General features: G+C 70.1%; 20 protein-coding genes. 19 read left to right on the forward strand and 1 reads right to left on the reverse strand.

Annotated elements, in window-relative coordinates; all coding sequences use genetic code 11:
- The first annotated feature begins 10 nt into the window (after positions 1-10).
- From thrB to prmC, 4 genes are all read left to right on the forward strand, one after another.
- Positions 11-970 carry a homoserine kinase gene (thrB, locus tag ACIPEP_RS12135; protein WP_229085039.1) on the forward strand — a complete coding sequence of 320 codons (960 nt, stop codon included), beginning with the start codon at positions 11-13 and terminating at the stop codon, positions 968-970.
- 161 nt (positions 971-1131) lie between these two features.
- Positions 1132-3348, forward strand: coding sequence for a transcription termination factor Rho (gene rho, locus ACIPEP_RS12140; RefSeq protein ID WP_402717416.1), 2217 nt, complete (start codon positions 1132-1134; stop codon positions 3346-3348).
- Positions 3349-3351: 3 nt separating this feature from the next.
- Complete coding sequence (gene prfA / locus ACIPEP_RS12145; protein WP_070416296.1) at positions 3352-4434, forward strand: peptide chain release factor 1; 1083 nt, start codon at positions 3352-3354, stop codon at positions 4432-4434.
- Between the two features lie 20 nt (positions 4435-4454).
- Positions 4455-5342, forward strand: coding sequence for a peptide chain release factor N(5)-glutamine methyltransferase (gene prmC / locus ACIPEP_RS12150; RefSeq protein WP_402717534.1), 888 nt, complete (start codon positions 4455-4457; stop codon positions 5340-5342).
- Positions 5343-5632: 290 nt separating this feature from the next.
- On the opposite strand, the gene ACIPEP_RS12155 is transcribed toward prmC, so the two are convergent.
- The gene (locus ACIPEP_RS12155; protein WP_402717417.1) at positions 5633-6322 is read right to left on the reverse strand and encodes an HAD family hydrolase; all 690 of its coding nucleotides are present in this window, start codon (positions 6320-6322) and stop codon (positions 5633-5635) included.
- Positions 6323-6359: 37 nt separating this feature from the next.
- Here ACIPEP_RS12155 and ACIPEP_RS12160 point away from each other — a divergent pair, with 37 nt between their 5' ends.
- From ACIPEP_RS12160 to ACIPEP_RS12230, 15 genes are all read left to right on the forward strand, one after another.
- Positions 6360-7034 carry an L-threonylcarbamoyladenylate synthase gene (locus ACIPEP_RS12160; protein WP_402717418.1) on the forward strand — a complete coding sequence of 225 codons (675 nt, stop codon included), beginning with the start codon at positions 6360-6362 and terminating at the stop codon, positions 7032-7034.
- Entirely contained in the window at positions 7031-8257 is a 1227-nt protein-coding gene (locus tag ACIPEP_RS12165) for an MraY family glycosyltransferase (RefSeq protein WP_070416293.1), read from the forward strand. Before ACIPEP_RS12160 ends, ACIPEP_RS12165 begins: the two co-directional genes overlap by 4 nt.
- Entirely contained in the window at positions 8254-8733 is a 480-nt protein-coding gene (locus ACIPEP_RS12170) for a hypothetical protein (protein ID WP_229085036.1), read from the forward strand. The genes ACIPEP_RS12165 and ACIPEP_RS12170 overlap by 4 nt, the downstream gene beginning before the upstream one ends.
- A gap of 104 nt (positions 8734-8837) precedes the next feature.
- Entirely contained in the window at positions 8838-9698 is an 861-nt protein-coding gene (gene atpB, locus ACIPEP_RS12175; protein WP_374115161.1) for a F0F1 ATP synthase subunit A, read from the forward strand.
- A 67-nt stretch (positions 9699-9765) separates the two neighbouring features.
- A complete protein-coding gene (atpE, locus tag ACIPEP_RS12180; RefSeq protein ID WP_070416292.1) occupies positions 9766-10002 on the forward strand; it encodes an ATP synthase F0 subunit C in 237 nt (78 codons plus the stop codon).
- 9 nt (positions 10003-10011) lie between these two features.
- Positions 10012-10575, forward strand: coding sequence for a F0F1 ATP synthase subunit B (locus ACIPEP_RS12185; RefSeq protein WP_070416291.1), 564 nt, complete (start codon positions 10012-10014; stop codon positions 10573-10575).
- Between the two features lie 2 nt (positions 10576-10577).
- On the forward strand, positions 10578-11372 hold the full coding sequence (locus tag ACIPEP_RS12190; protein WP_070416290.1) for a F0F1 ATP synthase subunit delta: 795 nt from the start codon (positions 10578-10580) through the stop codon (positions 11370-11372).
- Positions 11373-11479: 107 nt separating this feature from the next.
- Positions 11480-13108: a F0F1 ATP synthase subunit alpha gene (gene atpA, locus ACIPEP_RS12195; RefSeq protein ID WP_070416289.1), complete on the forward strand. Its 1629-nt coding sequence runs from the start codon at positions 11480-11482 to the stop codon at positions 13106-13108.
- Positions 13109-14011 (forward strand): F0F1 ATP synthase subunit gamma, encoded by a 903-nt coding sequence (locus tag ACIPEP_RS12200; RefSeq protein WP_071296243.1) that lies wholly within the window; start codon positions 13109-13111, stop codon positions 14009-14011.
- 47 nt (positions 14012-14058) lie between these two features.
- Positions 14059-15513 (forward strand): F0F1 ATP synthase subunit beta, encoded by a 1455-nt coding sequence (gene atpD / locus ACIPEP_RS12205; RefSeq protein ID WP_022905457.1) that lies wholly within the window; start codon positions 14059-14061, stop codon positions 15511-15513.
- A gap of 1 nt (position 15514) precedes the next feature.
- Entirely contained in the window at positions 15515-15778 is a 264-nt protein-coding gene (locus ACIPEP_RS12210) for a F0F1 ATP synthase subunit epsilon (RefSeq protein WP_022905458.1), read from the forward strand.
- A 5-nt stretch (positions 15779-15783) separates the two neighbouring features.
- Positions 15784-16548, forward strand: coding sequence for a YaaA family protein (locus ACIPEP_RS12215; RefSeq protein WP_402717535.1), 765 nt, complete (start codon positions 15784-15786; stop codon positions 16546-16548).
- 109 nt (positions 16549-16657) lie between these two features.
- Positions 16658-17215, forward strand: a complete 558-nt coding sequence (locus ACIPEP_RS12220; protein WP_309779703.1) for a hypothetical protein — start codon at positions 16658-16660, stop codon at positions 17213-17215.
- A 54-nt stretch (positions 17216-17269) separates the two neighbouring features.
- Positions 17270-18178 carry a hypothetical protein gene (locus tag ACIPEP_RS12225; RefSeq protein WP_402717419.1) on the forward strand — a complete coding sequence of 303 codons (909 nt, stop codon included), beginning with the start codon at positions 17270-17272 and terminating at the stop codon, positions 18176-18178.
- Positions 18179-18181: 3 nt separating this feature from the next.
- Positions 18182-19003, forward strand: coding sequence for a PP2C family serine/threonine-protein phosphatase (locus ACIPEP_RS12230; RefSeq protein WP_070416284.1), 822 nt, complete (start codon positions 18182-18184; stop codon positions 19001-19003).
- The last annotated feature ends 124 nt before the right edge of the window (positions 19004-19127 follow it).

A 19127-nucleotide genomic window follows, 5' to 3' on the forward strand; every position in this document is an offset into this window, starting at 1 on the left:
GGGGGAGGGCATGACCGCCCAGATCGCTGTACCGGCCGGACGGGCGGTCCGCGTACGGGTCCCGGCGACCTCCGCGAACCTCGGACCGGGGTTCGACTCCCTCGGCCTCGCCCTGTCGCTCTACGACGAGGTCGTCGTCCGGGTCCGGCCCGAGCCCGGCGCGACCGTCACGGTCGACGGTGTCGGCGCGGGTGAGGTCGCCACCGACGACACGAACCTCGTCGTCCGCGCCGTCCGCCGCGGGCTCGAGCACGCCGGCGTCGCACAGCAGCCCGGCCTCGAGCTGCACGCGGTGAACGCCATCCCGCACGGCCGCGGCATGGGGTCCTCGGCGGCCGCGATCGTCGCCGGGCTGATGGCCGCGCGCGGGTTGCTCGAAGGCGTCGTCGACCTCGACGCCTCGACCCTGCTCACGCTCGCGACCGAGATGGAGGGGCACCCCGACAACGTCGCGCCGGCGCTCTTCGGCGGGTTGACCATCGCGTGGATGACCGCGGAGGGCCCGGCGTACAAGCGCCTGCTCGTCCACCGCGGTGTCTCGCCGGTGGTCTTCGTGCCGACCTCGACGCTCTCGACGAAGCTCGCGCGATCCCTGCAGCCGGCGAGCGTCCCGCACGAGGACGCCGCGTTCAACGTGTCCCGCTCCGCCCTGCTCGTCGCCGCGCTCATCCAGAGCCCCGAGCTGCTCCTGGCGGCGACCGAGGACCGGTTGCACCAGGCCTACCGTGCCAGCGCCATGCCGGAGACCGACGCCCTCATCGGCCTGCTGCGGCAGCACGGCCTGGCGGCGGTCGTCTCCGGAGCCGGCCCGAGCCTCCTGGTCCTCGGCAGCGACCCCGCGCAGCGACTCACCGCGGCCGACCTCGTGTCGCGACACGGGGAATCCGACTGGCGGCCGCTCATGCTGGCCGTCGACCTCGGTGGTGCTACAGTGGTGCCGCACTCGGCGCTCCAAGCCGAACCCGCGTAGGCAGCAGGAACTTCCTCGCCATGCTGGGTCCGGTGCGCGGGGGCAATCTCTTTCTGATCACCGAATCCCGGTCCGTCGTCTGAACGGCGGTCGATGCATACCCGTGCATCCGGGACGGTGGAAACTCTCCGCGTTCTGCGGTTCGAAAGGAAACACCGACCTTGACGAACGTCAACGACTCCACCCAGGTGGAGATCCCCAGCGATCTGCGCGCCCTCCGGCTCCCGGAACTCCAGCGCATCGCCTCCTCCCTCGGCATCACGGGGCTCTCGAAGCTCCGCAAGGGTGACCTCATCGCCTCGATCGAGGACAAGCGTCCCGTGACGGACGACGCTCCCGCCGAGCCGGCCGCACCCGCGGTCGAGGCCCCCGTGGCCGAGCAGCCGACGCTGCCGGAGCCGACCGAGGCACCCGCAGCACCCGCCGCTGAGGCCGTCGCCGACGCACCGGCAGCCACCGAGGCCCCGGCCGAGCAGCCGGCGTCCTCGCGGGCCCGCCGTTCGCGCCGTGCCTCGTCCGGCGGCACCGTGAGCGCGGCGCCGACCTCGGCCGCCGAGCACACCAACCACGGTCAGACCGGCACCGAGGACCTCCTCGCCGGGCTCGACCAGGTCCGCGCCGAAAAGGACGCCCAGGAAGCCGCGCAGACCGGCGGCCAGCGTCGTGGCCGCGGGCAGCGCGACCAGCAGAACGGCCAGCAGGCCGAGCGCACCGAGCAGACGCCGGACCAGGCCGAGCAGCCGGCCCAGCAGGACGCCGCGGGCGACCAGCAGGAGCAGTCCGCGCACGGCACCGAGTCGGGCGACCAGAACGACCAGCAGGGCGAGGGCGGCTCGCGTCGCGGTCGTCGCAGCCGTGGTCGCGGTCGTGGCCGTGGCCAGAACGCCGAGAACGGCGAGCAGGGCGGCGACCAGAACGGTCGCGACAACGCCCCGAAGACCGACGCGGCCCAGAAGAACGGCCAGAACGGCCAGAACGGCCAGGGCCAGCAGGGCGACCAGAAGAACGCCCAGCAGGACGACAAGAACGAGCAGAAGCAGAACGGCCAGCAGCAGAACGGCCAGCAGAAGCAGCAGGGCCAGCAGGGTCAGCAGAAGCAGCAGCAGGCCCAGCAGAACGCCGACGAGACCGAGGGCGGCCGCAGCCGTCGCCAGCGTGACCGCAAGCGCGGCCGCGGCGGGCAGAACGACGAGTTCGAGCCGGAGATCACCGAGGACGACGTCCTCATCCCGATCGCGGGCATCCTCGACGTCCTCGACAACTACGCCTTCGTGCGCACGACCGGCTACCTGCCGGGCCCGAACGACGTCTACGTCTCCCTCGGCCAGGTGAAGAAGTACCACCTGCGCAAGGGCGACGCGGTCGTCGGTGCGATCAAGCAGCCGCGCGACAACGAACAGCAGAGCCGCCAGAAGTACAACGCGCTCGTGAAGGTCGACTCGGTCAACGGGCAGACGGCTGACGAGGCCGCCGCGCGCGTCGACTTCCAGGACCTCACCCCGCTGTACCCGAACGAGCGTCTCCGCCTCGAGACCGAGCCGTCGAAGCTCAGCACGCGGATCATCGACCTCGTGTCGCCGATCGGCAAGGGCCAGCGCGGCCTGATCGTCTCCCCGCCGAAGGCCGGCAAGACGGTTGTGCTGCAGGCCATCGCCAACGCGATCGCCAAGAACAACCCCGAGGCGCACCTCATGGTCGTCCTCGTGGACGAGCGGCCCGAAGAGGTCACCGACATGCAGCGCACGGTGAAGGGCGAGGTCATCGCCTCGACCTTCGACCGTCCGGCAGAAGACCACACCACGGTCGCCGAGCTCGCCATCGAGCGTGCGAAGCGCCTGGTCGAGCTCGGCCACGACGTGGTCCTGCTCCTCGACTCGATCACCCGTCTGGGCCGCGCCTACAACCTGGCGACGCCGGCCTCCGGTCGCGTGCTCTCCGGTGGCGTCGACTCGTCGGCCCTCTACCCGCCGAAGCGCTTCTTCGGCGCCGCGCGCAACATCGAGGACGGCGGCTCGCTGACCATCCTCGCGACGGCGCTCGTCGAGACCGGGTCGAAGATGGACGAGGTGATCTTCGAGGAGTTCAAGGGCACCGGCAACATGGAGCTCCGCCTCAACCGTCACCTGGCCGACAAGCGGATCTTCCCGGCCGTCGACGTCAACGCGTCCGGCACCCGTCGCGAGGAGCAGCTGCTCTCCGCCGACGAGGTCAAGATCACGTGGCGCCTGCGCCGTGCCCTCGCCGGGCTCGACCCGCAGCAGGCCCTCGAGATCGTGCTGCGGAACCTCAAGGAGACGCAGTCGAACGTCGAGTTCCTGGTCCAGGTGCAGAAGTCGGTCCCCACGACCGGTGGGCACCACAACGGTCACCAGGAGTAACGCGTGTTCGAGTCGGTGGCAGGGCTGCTGGCGGAACACGAGGACCTGACGCAGCAGCTGTCGGACCCCGCGCTCCACGCCGATGCGGCCCGGGCGAAGAAGGTGAACCGGCGGTACGCCGAGCTCAACCAGATCAAGTCCGCGTACGAGTCCTGGAAGGCGGCGGGGGACGACCTCGCCGCCGCCCAGGAGCTCGCGCGTGAGGACGAGGCGTTCGCGGACGAGGTCCCGGCGCTCGAGGAGCAGCTGTCGGAGCGCCAGGAGCGTCTCCGCCGGCTGCTCATCCCGCGCGACCCCGACGACGGGCGCGACGTGATCATGGAGATCAAGGGCGGCGAGGGCGGCGAGGAATCGGCGCTCTTCGCGGCCGACCTCCTGCGCATGTACTCGCACTACGCCGAGTCCAAGGGCTGGAAGATCGAGATGCTCGAGCGCACCGAGTCCGACCTCGGTGGCTACAAGGACGTCCAGGTCGCGATCAAGTCGAACGCGACCGATCCGTCCCAGGGCGTCTGGGCGCACCTCAAGTACGAGGGCGGCGTGCACCGCGTGCAGCGTGTGCCGGCGACCGAGTCGCAGGGGCGCATCCACACCTCGACGACCGGTGTCCTCGTCTTCCCCGAGGTCGACGAGCCCGAAGAGGTCCAGATCAACCAGAACGACCTCAAGATCGACGTCTACCGGTCCTCCGGGCCCGGGGGACAGTCCGTCAACACGACGGACTCCGCGGTCCGCATCACCCACCTGCCCACGGGCATCACGGTCGCGATGCAGAACGAGAAGTCGCAGCTGCAGAACCGCGAGGCCGGCATGCGCGTCCTGCGTGCCCGCATCCTCGCGCGCCAGCAGGAGGAGCTCGACGCCATCGCATCGGACGCGCGCAAGTCGCAGATCCGCGGCATGGACCGTTCGGAGCGCATCCGTACGTACAACTTTCCGGAGAACCGCATCGCGGACCACCGCACCGGGTACAAGGCGTACGACCTGGACCGCGTCATGAACGGTGCGCTCGAGCCTGTCATCCAGTCCGCCATCCAGGCGGACGAAGAGGCACGACTGGCCGCCATCGGCGACCAGGACGCGTGAGCGACGTCCCCTCGGACGGCCTGGAGGCGCGACCCGCCTCCGACACGCCCGTCGCGTTCGCCGCGGACCGCCTCCTGCGCGAGGCGGTCGCGGCGTTCGACGCGGCCGGCGTCCCGACCCCGCAGGTGGACGCCGAGCTGTTGCTCGCCTGGGCGACCGACACCTCGCGCGGCGCCGTGCAGGCCCGGGCGATGACCGGCGGCGCGATCGCCGCCGAGCACGTCGAGCGCTTCCGGCACGCCGTCGCCCGCCGCGTCACCCGCGAGCCGCTCCAGCACATCACCGGCGAGGCGTACTTCCGGGCGCTGACCCTGGCCGTCGGCCCCGGCGTGTTCGTCCCGCGGCCCGAGACCGAGGGCGTCGTGCAGTTCGGCATCGACGCACTCCGCGCGGTGCCCGTGCCGTCGCCGGTCGCCGTCGACCTCGGGTCCGGCAGCGGTGCGATCGCCATCGCCATGGACACCGAGGTGCCGAACGCGGTCGTGTACGCGGTCGAACGGTCGCCCGAGGCGCTCCCGTGGACGCGGCGCAACATCGACGCGTACGGCGGGACGGTCCGCCTCGTCGAGGGCGACCTCGCCGACGCACTGCCCGAGCTCGACGGCACGGTGTCGGTCGTCGTCTCGAACCCGCCGTACGTGCCCGACGACGCGGTGCCGATCGACCCCGAGGTCCGCGACCACGACCCGGCCGTGGCGCTCTACGGCGGTCCGGACGGACTCGACGCGGTGCGTGCCCTGGCCGACACCGCGTGGCGCCTGCTCGTCCCCGGGGGAGTCCTCGTCATCGAGCACGCCGAGCCGCAGGGCGCCGGCGTGCGCGAGGTCCTGGCGCGCCGGGGGTTCCGTTCCCCGGAGACGCACGTCGACCTGACGGGACGCGACCGCACGACCACGGCGACGCGCTAGGCGGGGTCGAGCCGCGCCTCCTGGGCGGTGTGCGTGCGTGGTCCTGTGGGCCGCTCCGCGCATGGTGGGCGGTTCCGCGCGTACCTGGTCGTCCGTTCCTGCCCGGTAGGCGCGATTCCGCTTCCTACCGCACGCGTGATGGGAAGGATCGCGCAGCGGTCCGGGCCCGGAGGCGCGGATCACCTCCGCCGGTCAGCCCGCCGCCGTGAGTCGGTGCCGTTCCGCGCATGGCGGGCCGTTCCGCGCGTACCTGGTCGTTCGTTCCTGCCCGGTACGCACGTTTCTGCTTCCTACCGCACGCGTGATGGGACGTTCGCGCGGTCTGGCTGCTCCGCGACGGGCGCGGCGGCGTGCTGTTCCGCGACGAAGGCGAGGACGGCTTCGCGCAGGTCGGTGTGCTCCTCGACGAGCACCGCGTGGATGCCGACACTCTGCGCGCCCTCGACGTTGATCGGCATGTCGTCCGCGAAGAACGTGCGCTCGGCGGGCACGTCGTGGTGCTCGAGCGCGCGCCGGTAGACCTCCGGCTCGGGCTTGCGCGCCCCGAAGTTGCTCGTGGTGTCGAGGTGCTCGCCGAAGACGGGCGCGAGGGACGGCGCCCAGCGGTGGATCCACCGGCCGGCCAGCGGCCCGTTGTTCGTCAGGAGGCCGACGCGACCGTGCTCGCTCGCGACGCGCACCGCCTCGATCCGGTCGGGCAGCTCGGTCATCGCGGCGCCGCGGATCCGCGCCCACTCGGTCTCGGGGACGTCGCAGCCCATGGCCTCGGCGAAGGCGGCGAGGTACTCGTCGCCGTCGGCGTACCCGCCGGCCTCAGCGCGCTGCTCGTTGCCGCAGTCCCACCAGCGGCGACGGAGCTCCGCGAACTCGTGCCCGGTGAACTCGGCGAGTGCGGCCATCCGCACCTGCCAGTCGTACCGGACGAGGACCTCGTCCATGTCGAAGAGGAACAGGAGGCGGGGCGCAGGGGACTCGTTCACGATGCCACCCATTGTGTCGCACTATCATCGTCGAGTCATGGCATCCCGATACGACTGCACCGACTCCGACGGGCTCCTGACCGGGATGCGGCTCGCACGTGCCGCACTCGGGCGCGGAGAGCTCGTCGTGGTCCCCACCGACACCGTCTACGGCGTGGCCGCGGACGCCTTCAGCGCGACCGCCGTCCAGCGACTGCTCGACGCGAAAGGACGCACCCGGCAGTCGCCGCCGCCGGTGCTCATCCCCGGACCGCCGACCCTGGACGCACTCGCGAGCGACATCCCGCAGCAGGTGCGCGACCTCGTCGATGAGTTCTGGCCCGGCGGCCTCACCGTGATCCTCCGTGCGCAGCCGTCCCTCGACTGGGACCTCGGCGAGACACGGGGCACCGTGGCGCTCCGGATGCCGGACTCGCGGATCGCGCTCGAACTCCTGCAGGAGGTCGGTCCGCTCGCGGTGTCCTCGGCGAACACCACGGGGGACCCGGCCGCGATGGACGCCGACCAGGCCGAGGCGATGCTCGGCGACAGCGTCGCGGTGTACCTCGACGGGGGCTCGCTCGAGCCGCACGAGGGGTTCGCGGAGTCGACCGGTTCGACGATCGTCGACGCCACGGGGCTCTCCGACGGCGGCAAGCTCCGGATCGTCCGCCACGGTGTGATCCCGGACGAGGAGATCACCAGGGTCGTCGGAGCCGACCTCGTCGGATGAAGTACTACCTGCTCGCCGGGGCCATCGCGGCCGTGGTGAGCTTCTGCGTCAGCTGGATCGTCTGGAAGCTGGGGCTGAAGTACAAGTGGTACCCGAAGGTCCGTGAGCGGGACGTGCACCGCACGCCGACGCCCCGGCTCGGCGGCATCGCGATGTACATCGGCGTCATCGTGTCCCTGCTCGCGGCGTGGTTCCTCTTCCCGTCGATCGCCGGTACCGACTACTTCCGGTTGGTGTTCTCCGAGCCGGGTCGTGTGCTGGCGGTGCTCGGGGGAGCGACCATCATCGTGGTCCTCGGCGTCGCCGACGACATCTGGGACCTCGACTGGATGACGAAGCTCGCGGGGCAGATCATCGCGGCGGGGATCCTCGCCTGGCAGGGCGTGGCGATCGTGTCGCTGCCGATCGGCAACACCCTCGGGGTCGGGTCGTCCTACATGAGCCTGATCTTCACCGTGCTGGCGGTGGTGCTCGTCATGAACGCGGTGAACTTCATCGACGGCCTCGACGGCCTCGTCGCCGGGGTGGCGATCATCGCCGGCGGCGTGTTCTTCCTCTACACGTTCTTCATCAACCGCGTGGTCGTGCAGACGGAGTTCTTCTTCAACCTGCCGTCACTGCTCACCGCCGTGCTCGTCGGTGCCTGCTTCGGCTTCCTCATCCTCAACTGGCACCCCGCGAAGCTCTTCATGGGGGATGCCGGCGCCCTGCTCGTGGGCTTCCTGATGGCCACCAGCGCGGTCTCGGTCACGGGCAACATCGACCCGGCTGCGGTGCAGACACGCCAGGCGCTGCTGCCGGCGTTCATCCCGATCCTGCTGCCGTTCGCGATCCTCATCGTGCCGATCCTCGACTTCGGGCTCGCGGTCACGCGTCGGCTCAGTGCGGGCAAGTCGCCGTTCTCGGCCGACCGGAAGCACCTGCACCACCGCCTGCTGGACATGGGGCACTCGCACTTCCACGCCGTGCTCATCTTCTACGCGTGGACGGCCACCGTGGCGATCGGCTGCCTGCTGTTCCTCTTCGTGGACTGGTACTGGGTGGTCGTCTTCGTCGCCGTCGGCTTCATCGTCTGCGCCGTTGCCACCTTCGCCCCGCTCGGCCGCAAACGCGCCGAGTTCGCCGCACAGGTCGCCACCCGGTCCACCGCCGTGGTGGACGCCAGCCTCGACCCGCTCGACCGGGCCGCCAACGACCGCTCGATCCCAGGAGACAACTCGTGACCGCACCGAACGCGCTCGACCACGTCCGGCCGGTGTTCCGCCGCATCATCACCTGGGGCGCGCTCCTGGCCGTCGGACTCGCCGTCGTCGGGGGAGTCGTCGGGCTGCTCGTCGCCGGCGGTCCCGGGCTCGCCGGTGGCCTGCTCGGAGCCGTCCTCAGCGTCGTGTTCCTCGGGCTGACCGCTGTGAGCGTGCTGGTGGCGCTGCGCGTCTCCAAGGGGCAGATGATCTCCGGCGCGTTCTTCGGGATCGTGATGGGCACGTGGCTGCTCAAGTTCGTCGTGTTCATCGTCGTGCTCGTCCTGCTGCGCGACCGCGCCTGGGTGGACTTCCCGGTGCTCGCGATCGCGATCATCGTCGGTGTCGTCGGCTCGCTCGTGATCGACGTGGTCGCGGTCGCGAAGGCCCGGATCCCGATCGGGGTCAGCCTTCCCGGAGACTCCGCGTCTCCTGAGAAGGACGCGCCCCGCAACTGAGAGCCCGGGAAGCCTCTCGCACCTGATAGGCTTCTCGGAGTCCGCGTCCGGAGCATTGCTCGGAGCGGACGAGCCTCCACAACGTCCACCATCGCGTGCCATGCGTGCGCGCGCCGACACAGGAGACAGCGCTGCTATCCCACGCTCTTCCCCTGTCCCTCACCGCTGCGGGTAACACCGTTGCGGCGGGGAGCAGCAAGGCCGCCGAGTTCCATGGTCCGTCGATCAACGAGTTCTTCCCGGATGCGATCTTCTTCGCCGGGACGCCCTTCGAGATCGACCGACTCGTCATCATCCGGTTCATCGCCGTCGCGGTCCTGCTGCTGATCGGCATCATCGGGACCCGTTCGCTCAAGCTCGTCCCCGGCCGCGGCCAGGCGCTCATCGAGTACGCGTTCGACGTCGTCCGTCGGAACACCTTCGACAACCTGGGTGAGAAGGACGGCAAGCGGTTCCTCCCGCTGCTGGCCACGATCTTCTTCTCCGTGCTGTTCCTGAACCTCACGGGTCTGATCCCGGGGCTCAACCTGCAGGGCACCAGCCGTATCGCGTACCCGATGATCCTCGCGATCGTCGCCTACGTGGCGTTCATCTACGCGGGTCTGCGCAAGCACCCGGGCACCTTCCTCCGGAACTCGCTGTTCCCGCCTGGGGTCCCGTGGTACCTGTACATCATCGTGACGCCGATCGAGCTCGTCTCGACCTTCGTGCTCCGTCCGGTGACGCTGACCCTGCGACTCCTGATGAACATGGTCGTCGGCCACCTGCTGCTCGTCCTCTTCTTCGCTGCCACGCAGTTCTTCTTCTTCGACGCCTCGCTCGGTTTCAAGGCGTTCGGAGTCGGGACGCTCGCGTTCGGCATCGCGTTCAGTTTCTTCGAGATCCTGGTCGCGCTGCTGCAGGCGTACGTCTTCATGCTGCTGACCGCTGTGTACATCCAGCTCGCGCTGGCTGACGAGCACTGACCAACGACCTGAACTGACCCCCAATACGGCACGGCATCCGCCGGGCCGCATCCTGAAAGGAAAACACGTGGACGCAACGACCGTTCTCGCGGAAATCTCCGGCAACATCGCGACGGTGGGCTACGGCCTCGCGGCGATCGGCCCGGCCATCGGCGTGGGCATCGTCGTCGGCAAGACGATCGAGTCCGTCGCTCGCCAGCCGGAGCTCCAGGGCCGCCTGACGACCCTCATGTACATCGGTATCGCCTTCACCGAGGCCCTCGCCTTCATCGGTATCGCGACGTACTTCATCTTCACCAACTAAGGCCTCTCGATGCAGAACGCACTCATCATCGCGGCCGAGGAGACGCACAATCCCCTCGTACCGCCGCTGTACGACATCGTGTGGTCCGCGGTGGCGTTCGTCGTCATCCTGCTGGTCTTCTGGCGGGTCATCATCCCGCGGATCACGAAGATGCTCGACGAGCGCACCGAGGCCATCGAGGGTGGCATCAAGAAGGCGGAGGCTGCTCAGGAGCAGGCCGCTGCCGCGCTCGACGAGTACAACAAGCAGCTCGCCGAGGCCCGTGCCGAGGCATCGCGCATCCGTGAGCAGGCCCGTTCCGACGCCAACGCGATCGGCAACGAGCTCCGCGAGCAGGCGCAGGCCGATGCAGCACGCATCACCGCCAACGCGCAGGCCCAGATCGAGGCCGAGCGTCAGAGCGCGCTCCAGTCGCTCCGGACCGAGGTGGGCACCCTCGCCCTCGACCTCGCCTCCGGCGTGATCGGGGAGTCGCTCAAGGACGACGCCAAGTCGACCGCGGTCGTGGACCGGTTCCTCGCTGACCTCGAAGCCTCGCAGGGTTCGTCGGCATCGTCGGCCGGGGAGCGCTGAGCATGCGCAGCGCCACCAGGGAAGCACTGGCGTCGACGAGGGCGGTGCTCGCCGACCTCGGCGGTGCGGCCGACCTCGCCGCCGGTGCCGAGATCCTCGCCGCAGGGCGTGCGATCGCCGGTGCGCCGCAGCTGCTCGGTCTGCTGTCCGACCCGACGGCCGACCCGGCCGGCAAGAAGGTGGTCCTCGACCGCGTCTTCGCCGGCCAGTCGGCCGCGACGCGTGCGGTCCTGACCGCGGTGGCCGGCTCGCGCTGGTCCTCGCACCAGGACCTGCTCGTCGGCATCGAGGACGCGGGCATCCGCGCCGTCGCCGCCACGGCAGCGTCCGGCACGCCGATCGAAGCCGAACTGTTCTCCTTCGAGACCGCCGTCCGTTCGGACGCCGACCTCGAGCTGGCGCTGGGCACCAAGCTCGGCAGCCCGTCGGAGAAGAGCGCCCTCGTCGAGCGGCTGCTCGGCGGCAAGGCATCGGAGCAGACCATCGTGATCCTGTCGCACCTGGTGCAGCAGCCGCGTGGTCGTCGCATCGGTGAACTCGTCCGCGACGCCTCGCGCATCGTGGCCGAGCAGGCCGGCAAGCTCGTCGCGACGGTCATCACCGCGACGCCGCTCACGGACGGCCAGGCGGCTCGCGTCGCCCGTGCCCTCGCGGAGCAGCACGGCAAGGGCATCAGCATCAACCACGTGGTCGACCCCTCGGTCGTCGGCGGGGTCCGGGTGCAGATCGGCGGCGACGTCATCGACGGCACCGTGTCCACGCGGCTCTCGGAGCTCCGGCTCCAGCTCGCCGGCTAGGCGTACCGTCGAAGCCGCTCCTCCCAAGTCCACAACGGGAACTGCCGAGTCAGGCAGCGTCACCCTCTCGGAGCCGAAGGGCCCCGGAAACCAACAAGGAAAATCCCATGGCAGACATCACCATCAGCCCCGATGAGATCCGTGATGCCCTGAAGGACTTCGTCTCGAACTACGAGCCGACGAAGGCCTCCACGGCCGAGGTCGGGCACGTCATCGACGCCGGCGACGGCATCGCGCACGTCGAGGGCCTCCCCGGCGTCATGGCGAACGAGCTCATCCGCTTCGAGGACGGCACCCTCGGCCTCGCGCAGAACCTCGACGAGGACGAGATCGGCGCCATCGTGCTCGGCGAGTTCGCCGGTGTCGAAGAGGGCCAGGAAGTCACCCGCACGGGCGAGGTCCTCTCGGCTCCCGTCGGCGACGGCTTCCTCGGTCGCGTCGTCGACCCGCTCGGCGCCCCGATCGACGGTCTCGGCGAGATCCCGGCCGAGGGTCGTCGTGCCCTCGAGCTGCAGGCGCCCGGCGTCATGTCCCGCAAGTCGGTGCACGAGCCGCTCCAGACCGGCATCAAGGCCATCGACGCGATGATCCCCGTCGGCCGCGGTCAGCGTCAGCTGATCATCGGCGACCGCCAGACCGGCAAGACGGCCATCGCGATCGACACGATCATCAACCAGAAGGCCAACTGGGAGTCGGGCGACGAGGACAAGCAGGTCCGCTGCATCTACGTCGCCATCGGTCAGAAGGGCTCCACGATCGCCTCCGTCAAGGGTGCGCTCGAGGACGCCGGCGCGATGGAGTACACCACCATCGTCGCCGCCCCGGCCTCCGACCCGGCCGGCTTCAAGTACCTCGCCCCGTACACCGGCTCGGCCATCGGCCAGCACTGGATGTACCAGGGCAAGCACGTCCTGATCATCTTCGACGACCTGTCGAAGCAGGCCGAGGCCTACCGTGCGGTGTCGCTCCTCCTGCGTCGTCCGCCGGGCCGCGAGGCCTACCCGGGTGACGTCTTCTACCTGCACTCCCGCCTGCTGGAGCGTTGCGCAAAGCTGTCCGACGAGCTCGGCGCCGGTTCGATGACGGGTCTCCCGATCATCGAGACGAAGGCGAACGACGTCTCGGCGTACATCCCGACCAACGTCATCTCCATCACCGACGGCCAGATCTTCCTGCAGTCGGACCTGTTCAACGCGAACCAGCGTCCGGCCGTCGACGTGGGCATCTCGGTGTCCCGCGTCGGTGGTGACGCGCAGGTCAAGTCGATCAAGAAGGTCTCCGGCACGCTCAAGCTCGAGCTCGCGCAGTACCGCTCGCTCGAGGCCTTCGCGATGTTCGCGTCCGACCTCGACCAGGCGTCGCGTCGTCAGCTGGAGCGCGGTGCCCGTCTGACCGAGCTCCTCAAGCAGCCGCAGTACTCGCCGTACCCGGTCGAGGAGCAGGTCGTCTCGATCTGGGCCGGCACGAACGGCAAGCTCGACGAGGTCCCCGTGGCCGACGTCCTGCGCTTCGAGTCGGAGCTGCTCGACCACCTGCGTCGCAACTCGGACGTCCTGACGACGCTCCGCGAGACGAACCAGCTCAGCGACGACACCGTCGCCGAGATGACCAAGCAGATCGACGAGTTCTCCAAGAGCTTCCAGACGAGCGACGGCAAGACGCTCGGGTCCGAGCAGTTCGAGGCCGCCTCGGCCGACGACGTCGACCAGGAGCAGATCGTCAAGGGTCGTCGCTAGATGGCAGCGCAGGTCCGGGTCTACCGACAGCGAATCAAGTCCGCGAAGACCACGAAGAAGGTCACTCGCGCGATGGAGTTGATCTCGGCGTCGCGGATCCAGAAGGCGCAGGCCCGCATGGCCGCGTCGGGTCCGTACTCGCGGGCCGTGACGCGCGCGGTGTCGGCCGTGGCGACGTTCTCGAACGTCGACCACGTGCTGACCACCGAGCCGGAGTCGTCGACGCGTGCAGCCGTCGTGCTGTTCACGTCGGACCGCGGGCTGAACGGTGCGTTCAGCACGAACGTCCTCAAGCAGGGCGAGGAGCTCGCCTCCCTGCTCCGCAGCGAGGGCAAGGACGTCGTGTTCTACCTGGTCGGGCGCAAGTCCGTCGGGTACTTCGCGTTCCGTGAGCGCGCGTCGGAGCAGCAGTGGGTCGGCAACACCGACCAGCCGGAGTTCTCGACCGCGAAGTCGATCGGTGACGCCGTCGTGGCGAAGTTCCTGCAGGACACGGCCGAGGGTGGCGTGGACGAGATCCACATCGTCTTCAACCGCTTCCTGAGCCTCGCCACGCAGGAGCCGCAGGTCGTCCGGCTGCTCCCGCTCGAGGTCGTCGAGGGGGTCGAGGCGCCGTCGAACGACGAGCCGCTCCCGCTCTACGAGTTCGAGCCGGACGCTGACGCGGTGCTCGACGCGCTGCTCCCGGTCTACATCGAGAGCCGCATCTTCAACGCCATGCTGCAGTCGGCTGCTTCCGAGCACGCCGCCCGGCAGAAGGCGATGAAGGCGGCGAGCGACAACGCCGACTCGCTCATCCGCGACTTCACGCGTCTCGCGAACAACGCCCGACAGGCCGAGATCACCCAGCAGATCTCCGAGATCGTCGGCGGCGCCGACGCCCTCTCGTCGAAGAAGAAGTAGTCCGCGTCGTTCGCGGACAGTTACCCACCCTCAGGAAGGCACCAGCCATGACCGACACCGCAACCACCGCGGTCGAGACGTCGTCGGCGCCCGGTGTCGGCCGGATCGCCCGTGTCACGGGCCCCGTCGTCGACATCGAGTTCCCGCACGACGCCATCCCCGAGATGTACAACCTCCTGTTCACGACCATCACCATCGGTGACTCGTCGCAGGAGATCGGCCTCGAGGTCGCGCAGCACCTCGGCGACGACCTCGTCCGCGCCATCTCCCTGAAGCCGACCGACGGTCTGGTCCGTGGCCAGGAGGTCCGTGACTCGGGCGCTCCGATCTCGGTCCCCGTCGGCGACGTCACCAAGGGCAAGGTCTTCGACGTGCTGGGCAACGTGCTCAACACCGACGAGAAGCTCGAGATCACCGAGCGCTGGCCGATCCACCGCAAGGCCCCGGCCTTCGACCAGCTCGAGTCGAAGACCTCCATGTTCGAGACCGGCATCAAGTCGATCGACCTCCTCACCCCGTACGTGCAGGGTGGCAAGATCGGCCTCTTCGGTGGTGCGGGCGTCGGCAAGACGGTCCTCATCCAGGAGATGATCCAGCGCGTCGCGCAGGACCACGGTGGTGTGTCGGTGTTCGCCGGTGTCGGCGAGCGCACCCGTGAGGGCAACGACCTCATCGGCGAGATGGAAGAGGCGGGCGTCTTCGACAAGACCGCCCTCGTGTTCGGCCAGATGGACGAGCCGCCGGGAACGCGTCTGCGCGTGGCCCTGTCGGCGCTGACGATGGCGGAGTACTTCCGCGATGTCCAGAAGCAGGACGTGCTCCTCTTCATCGACAACATCTTCCGCTTCACGCAGGCCGGCTCCGAGGTCTCCACGCTGCTCGGTCGCATGCCGTCCGCGGTGGGCTACCAGCCCAACCTCGCCGACGAGATGGGTGTGCTCCAGGAGCGCATCACCTCGACGCGTGGTCACTCGATCACCTCGCTGCAGGCGATCTACGTGCCGGCTGACGACTACACCGACCCGGCGCCGGCGACCACGTTCGCGCACCTCGACGCCACGACCGAGCTGTCGCGTGAGATCGCTTCGCAGGGTCTCTACCCGGCGATCGACCCGCTGACGTCGACCTCGCGGATCATGGACCCCCGTTACCTGGGTGCCGACCACTACGAGACGGCCACGCGCGTCAAGCAGATCCTCCAGAAGAACAAGGAACTGCAGGAGATCATCGCCATCCTCGGTGTCGACGAGCTCTCCGAAGAGGACAAGATCACGGTCGAGCGCGCTCGTCGTATCCAGCAGTTCCTCTCGCAGAACACGTACATGGCGAAGAAGTTCACGGGCGTCGAGGGTTCGACCGTTCCGCTGAAGGACACCATCGAGTCCTTCCGCGCCATCGCCGACGGCGAGTTCGACCACGTGGCCGTGCAGGCCTTCTTCAACGTCGGTGGCATCAACGACGTCGAAGAGAAGTGGGCGCAGATCCAGAAGGAGAACCGCTGACATGGCGGCACTCACCGTGAGCGTCGTCTCGGCCGACCGTGAGGTCTGGTCGGGCGACGCCACCATGGTCGTCGCTCGCACGACGGAGGGCCAGATCGGTATCCTCGCGGGACACGAGCCGCTGCTCGCGACCCTCGCGCAGGGACAGGTCCGCATCACCCGAGCCGACGGCTCGACGGTGGCGGCGGACGCCGAGGACGGCTTCCTGTCGGTCGAGCACGACACGGTCACGATCGTGGCGCGGCAGGCCGCGCTGGCGTCCTGACCGGACTGACCGTCCTCCTCCCGCCTTCGGAGACGAAGCGGGAGGGCGGGGACACGGACCGCACGCTCGACCTGCGTGCGCTGTCGTTCCCGGAACTGGCTGCTGAACGGGCCGCGGTGATCACCGCGGCCCGTTCCGTCAGTTCCGAGGAGTCCTCGGCCCGGACGGCCCTGAAGCTCGGCCCGAAGTCGATCGGGGAGCGGTTCCGCAACCTCGAGCTCGACACGTCGGGCACGATGCCGGCGATCGACCGGTACACGGGTGTGCTCTACGACCCGCTCGGCTCCCTCGACGCGGACGCTGCGACGCGTGCGTGGTGGTTCGAGCACGTGGTCGTGCAGTCCGCGATGTTCGGCCCCGTCCGCGGCGGCGATCGCATCCCGGCCTACCGGCTCTCCCACGACTCGCGGCTCGGGTCCGTCCGGCTCGCGTCGCACTGGCCGGAGCCGTCCGCGCGGGTGCTCGCGGCGCACACGGCGGACGGGCTCGTGCTCGACCTGCGTTCCGAGGGGTACCGGCAACTCGGGCCCGTCGCCGGCGCGGTCGTCCCGCGCGTCGTGAGCGTCGACGGTTCCGGTCGGCGCAAGGCGTTGAACCACTGGAACAAGACCGCGAAGGGCCGCCTGGTCGCGCTCCTCGCCCGGACGGGCGCGGCGGTCACGACGACGGCCGAGCTGCTCGACTGGGCCCGCGCGCTCGGCGTCGTCCTCGAGGAGCACGACGGCTCGTGGGACCTCGTCGCGGAGAGCCTCGAGCCCGCGACGGTCTGATCCCGGTCCCGCCCCGCTCGTCCTCCACAGGACGGGTGAGGCGGGTCGCGTTCCACAGGTGCCCACGACGGCGGGTCCAGGAGGCGCGGCGTGCGTTTCGATGACGTGCATGATCCCCGTCACGACACGAAGCCACCCCGACGCCGCAGTGCGCTACCCGCGCGAGATCGCGGCCGCCGTCACCCTCCCCGCCGCCTGCGCGGCCCTCGTCGCGCCCGGCGACGCACCATCGTCGCGTGGTGCGTCGATCGCCGTCGTCACGGCGTGCGGGGCACTGTCGACCCGGCTCGCGGTGATCCGGTTCCTCGCCGCGCCCGGGCCGATCGAACCCCGCGCGGTGACCGCCTTCGACCCCTTCTCCGATCCGACACCGCCGGCGTTGTGCGGGTTCGGTCCCGAGCCGGACCGAGCGCGACTCCGGACCGCGGGTGACCGGTGCGCCGATGCCTGGCGGCACTGGCGTGCGGAGGACCCGTCGGCCGACTCGGCTGCCGGCGCCGCGGGGGCGTTGGCCGTCGCAGCGTGGTGCTCCTGGGCGCTCGGGTCCGCCGCGCGGGCGCAGACGCGGGCGCAGCACGCCCTCGACACCCGGGCGGACGATCCGTTGGCGGGCCTGGTGCTGCGCTCGGTCCGGGCGGGGAGCGGTCCCGCGTGGGACCGAGGATGACGGTCGGCGGACAGGATCGTCTACGGTTGTCTCGACCACGCTTGGAGGGCTCGGGTGCGCGACGACGACATCGACGACACGGTCGTCCGTCGACCCCGCGCCGCCGCGTCCCACGAACCGGTGCACGCGTCGGTGGACGACCTGTTGGGCGACACCGTGATCCGTCCGGTCCCGCCTGTCCCCGACGCATTCCGAGTCCCGGGCGCTCCGGCCACCGACTCGGCCGACGACACGGTGATCCGTCCGGTGCCGCCGTTGCCGCCCGCGCCGGTGGTGCACGGCGTCTCGGAAGCGCAGGACGTCGACGACACGGTGATCCGTCCGGTGCCGCCCGTGCCGGGTGCGCGGGTCGCTCCGGCGACCGGTTCCCTCGACGACACGGTGCTGCGGCCCGGTCGCGCGCCGCGCCCGGAGGGCAGCTCGATCGACGACACCGTGGTCGGGGCCCGGACGCACCCCACCACCCAGGGCGGGACGCCCGTCGGGGGCGAGCCGCGCCTCCCGTCCGACGTCCCCGCACCGACGACCAGGGTGCCGTCCGTGCGGATCGGCGACCGCGTCATCCGACTCGACCACCCCGTCATCGTCGGCCGGCGGCCCGCGCTGCCGCGGATCCTGCGCGGTCCGGCTCCCGAACTGGTGTCCGTCCCGTCGTCGAGCGGCCAGGTGTCGTCGTCGCACGTGATGCTGCACGCCGAGGGCGAAGCCGCCGTGGTCGACGACCTCCGGTCCACCAACGGGACCGTCGTGCGGCCCGCCGGGTCGGCACCGTTCCGGATGCCGGCGGGTGCGTCGAACGTCGTGCTGACGGGTACGGTTGTCGAGATCGGTGACGGCAACGTGATCGAGGTCCTCTCGCCACACCTGCGGGTCGCACCGTCGTCGAGGGACCTCCCACCCCTTCCCACGTGGCCGACCGACCCACCCGCCGGCACGCCCCGAACCCCCAGAGAGCGATCCTGAAACGTGACCGAACTCGGCCGAGCAGCGACTGCGCACGCCATCGACGTCCCCGGTGCCGACGGCGCCACCCTGACGCTCTCGTGGGGAGCCGCGACCGACGTCGGTCGGCGCCGTGACCACAACGAGGACAGCTACATCGTCGGGGCGCCGTTCTTCGTCGTCGCCGACGGGATGGGCGGCCACCTCGCGGGCGACCGTGCGAGCGATGCCGTGGTCCGCCGCCTCGAGCAGGCGACGGAGAGCGCGTTCACGACGCGGCAGTCCATCCAGCGGGCGCTGCTGCTCGCCACCGCCGACATCGAGCGCGCAGCGGGCGGCAACGCGATCGGCGCCGGGACGACCGTCACCGGCATCGCGCTCGTCGCCGCGCAGGGACAGCCGGCCGCGCTCGTCTTCAACGTCGGCGACTCCCGGACCTACCGGATCGAGGGCGGCGTCCTCCGACGCGTCACCGTCGACCACTCGGTCGTGCAGGAGATGGTCGACGCCGGCCTCCTCCGGGCCGAGGATGCCGAGCGGCACCCGGACAGCAACGTGATCACACGGGCCGTGGGCTTCGGCGAACCGCCGGAGCCGGACTGGTGGACCCTGCCGCTCCGTGCGGGGGACCGGTACATCGTGTGCTCGGACGGGCTCACGAAGGAACTCGGCGACGCCGGGATCGCCCGGATCGCCGCACGCGTGCCGGCGGCGCAGGACCTCGCCGAGCGTCTGGTGGGCGACGCGGTCGTCGCGGGCGGTCGGGACAACGTGACGGTCGTCGTCCTCCAGGTGGACGACGCCCCGGACGACGGCGACGTGGAGGACACGCTGCCGCGGCACTGAGTGCCCCCCGAACTGGGGGACGGGTGACCTCGGGCTGCGCGCAGTGTGCGGAATGTCGGTCACCCACGGTTCGTACAATGGCATGGCCGTGACGAGAGAGCTGGCCGCTCGGCCGGGGAGGAGG

The sequence above is a fragment of the Curtobacterium sp. NPDC087082 genome (assembly GCF_044745045.1).
Classification (GTDB): Bacteria; Actinomycetota; Actinomycetes; order Actinomycetales; family Microbacteriaceae; genus Curtobacterium.

What these genes read in the sequence shown, in the direction of transcription:
- thrB (WP_229085039.1), top strand. Translation starts at nt 11, where the DNA reads ATGACCGCCCAGATCGCTGTACCGGCCGGACGGGCGGTCCGCGTACGG.
- ACIPEP_RS12160 (WP_402717418.1), top strand. Translation starts at nt 6,360, where the DNA reads ATGGCATCCCGATACGACTGCACCGACTCCGACGGGCTCCTGACCGGG.
- ACIPEP_RS12165 (WP_070416293.1), top strand. Translation starts at nt 7,031, where the DNA reads ATGAAGTACTACCTGCTCGCCGGGGCCATCGCGGCCGTGGTGAGCTTC.
- ACIPEP_RS12185 (WP_070416291.1), top strand. Translation starts at nt 10,012, where the DNA reads ATGCAGAACGCACTCATCATCGCGGCCGAGGAGACGCACAATCCCCTC.
- ACIPEP_RS12190 (WP_070416290.1), top strand. Translation starts at nt 10,578, where the DNA reads ATGCGCAGCGCCACCAGGGAAGCACTGGCGTCGACGAGGGCGGTGCTC.
- atpA (WP_070416289.1), top strand. Translation starts at nt 11,480, where the DNA reads ATGGCAGACATCACCATCAGCCCCGATGAGATCCGTGATGCCCTGAAG.
- ACIPEP_RS12200 (WP_071296243.1), top strand. Translation starts at nt 13,109, where the DNA reads ATGGCAGCGCAGGTCCGGGTCTACCGACAGCGAATCAAGTCCGCGAAG.
- atpD (WP_022905457.1), top strand. Translation starts at nt 14,059, where the DNA reads ATGACCGACACCGCAACCACCGCGGTCGAGACGTCGTCGGCGCCCGGT.
- ACIPEP_RS12210 (WP_022905458.1), top strand. Translation starts at nt 15,515, where the DNA reads ATGGCGGCACTCACCGTGAGCGTCGTCTCGGCCGACCGTGAGGTCTGG.
- ACIPEP_RS12220 (WP_309779703.1), top strand. Translation starts at nt 16,658, where the DNA reads ATGATCCCCGTCACGACACGAAGCCACCCCGACGCCGCAGTGCGCTAC.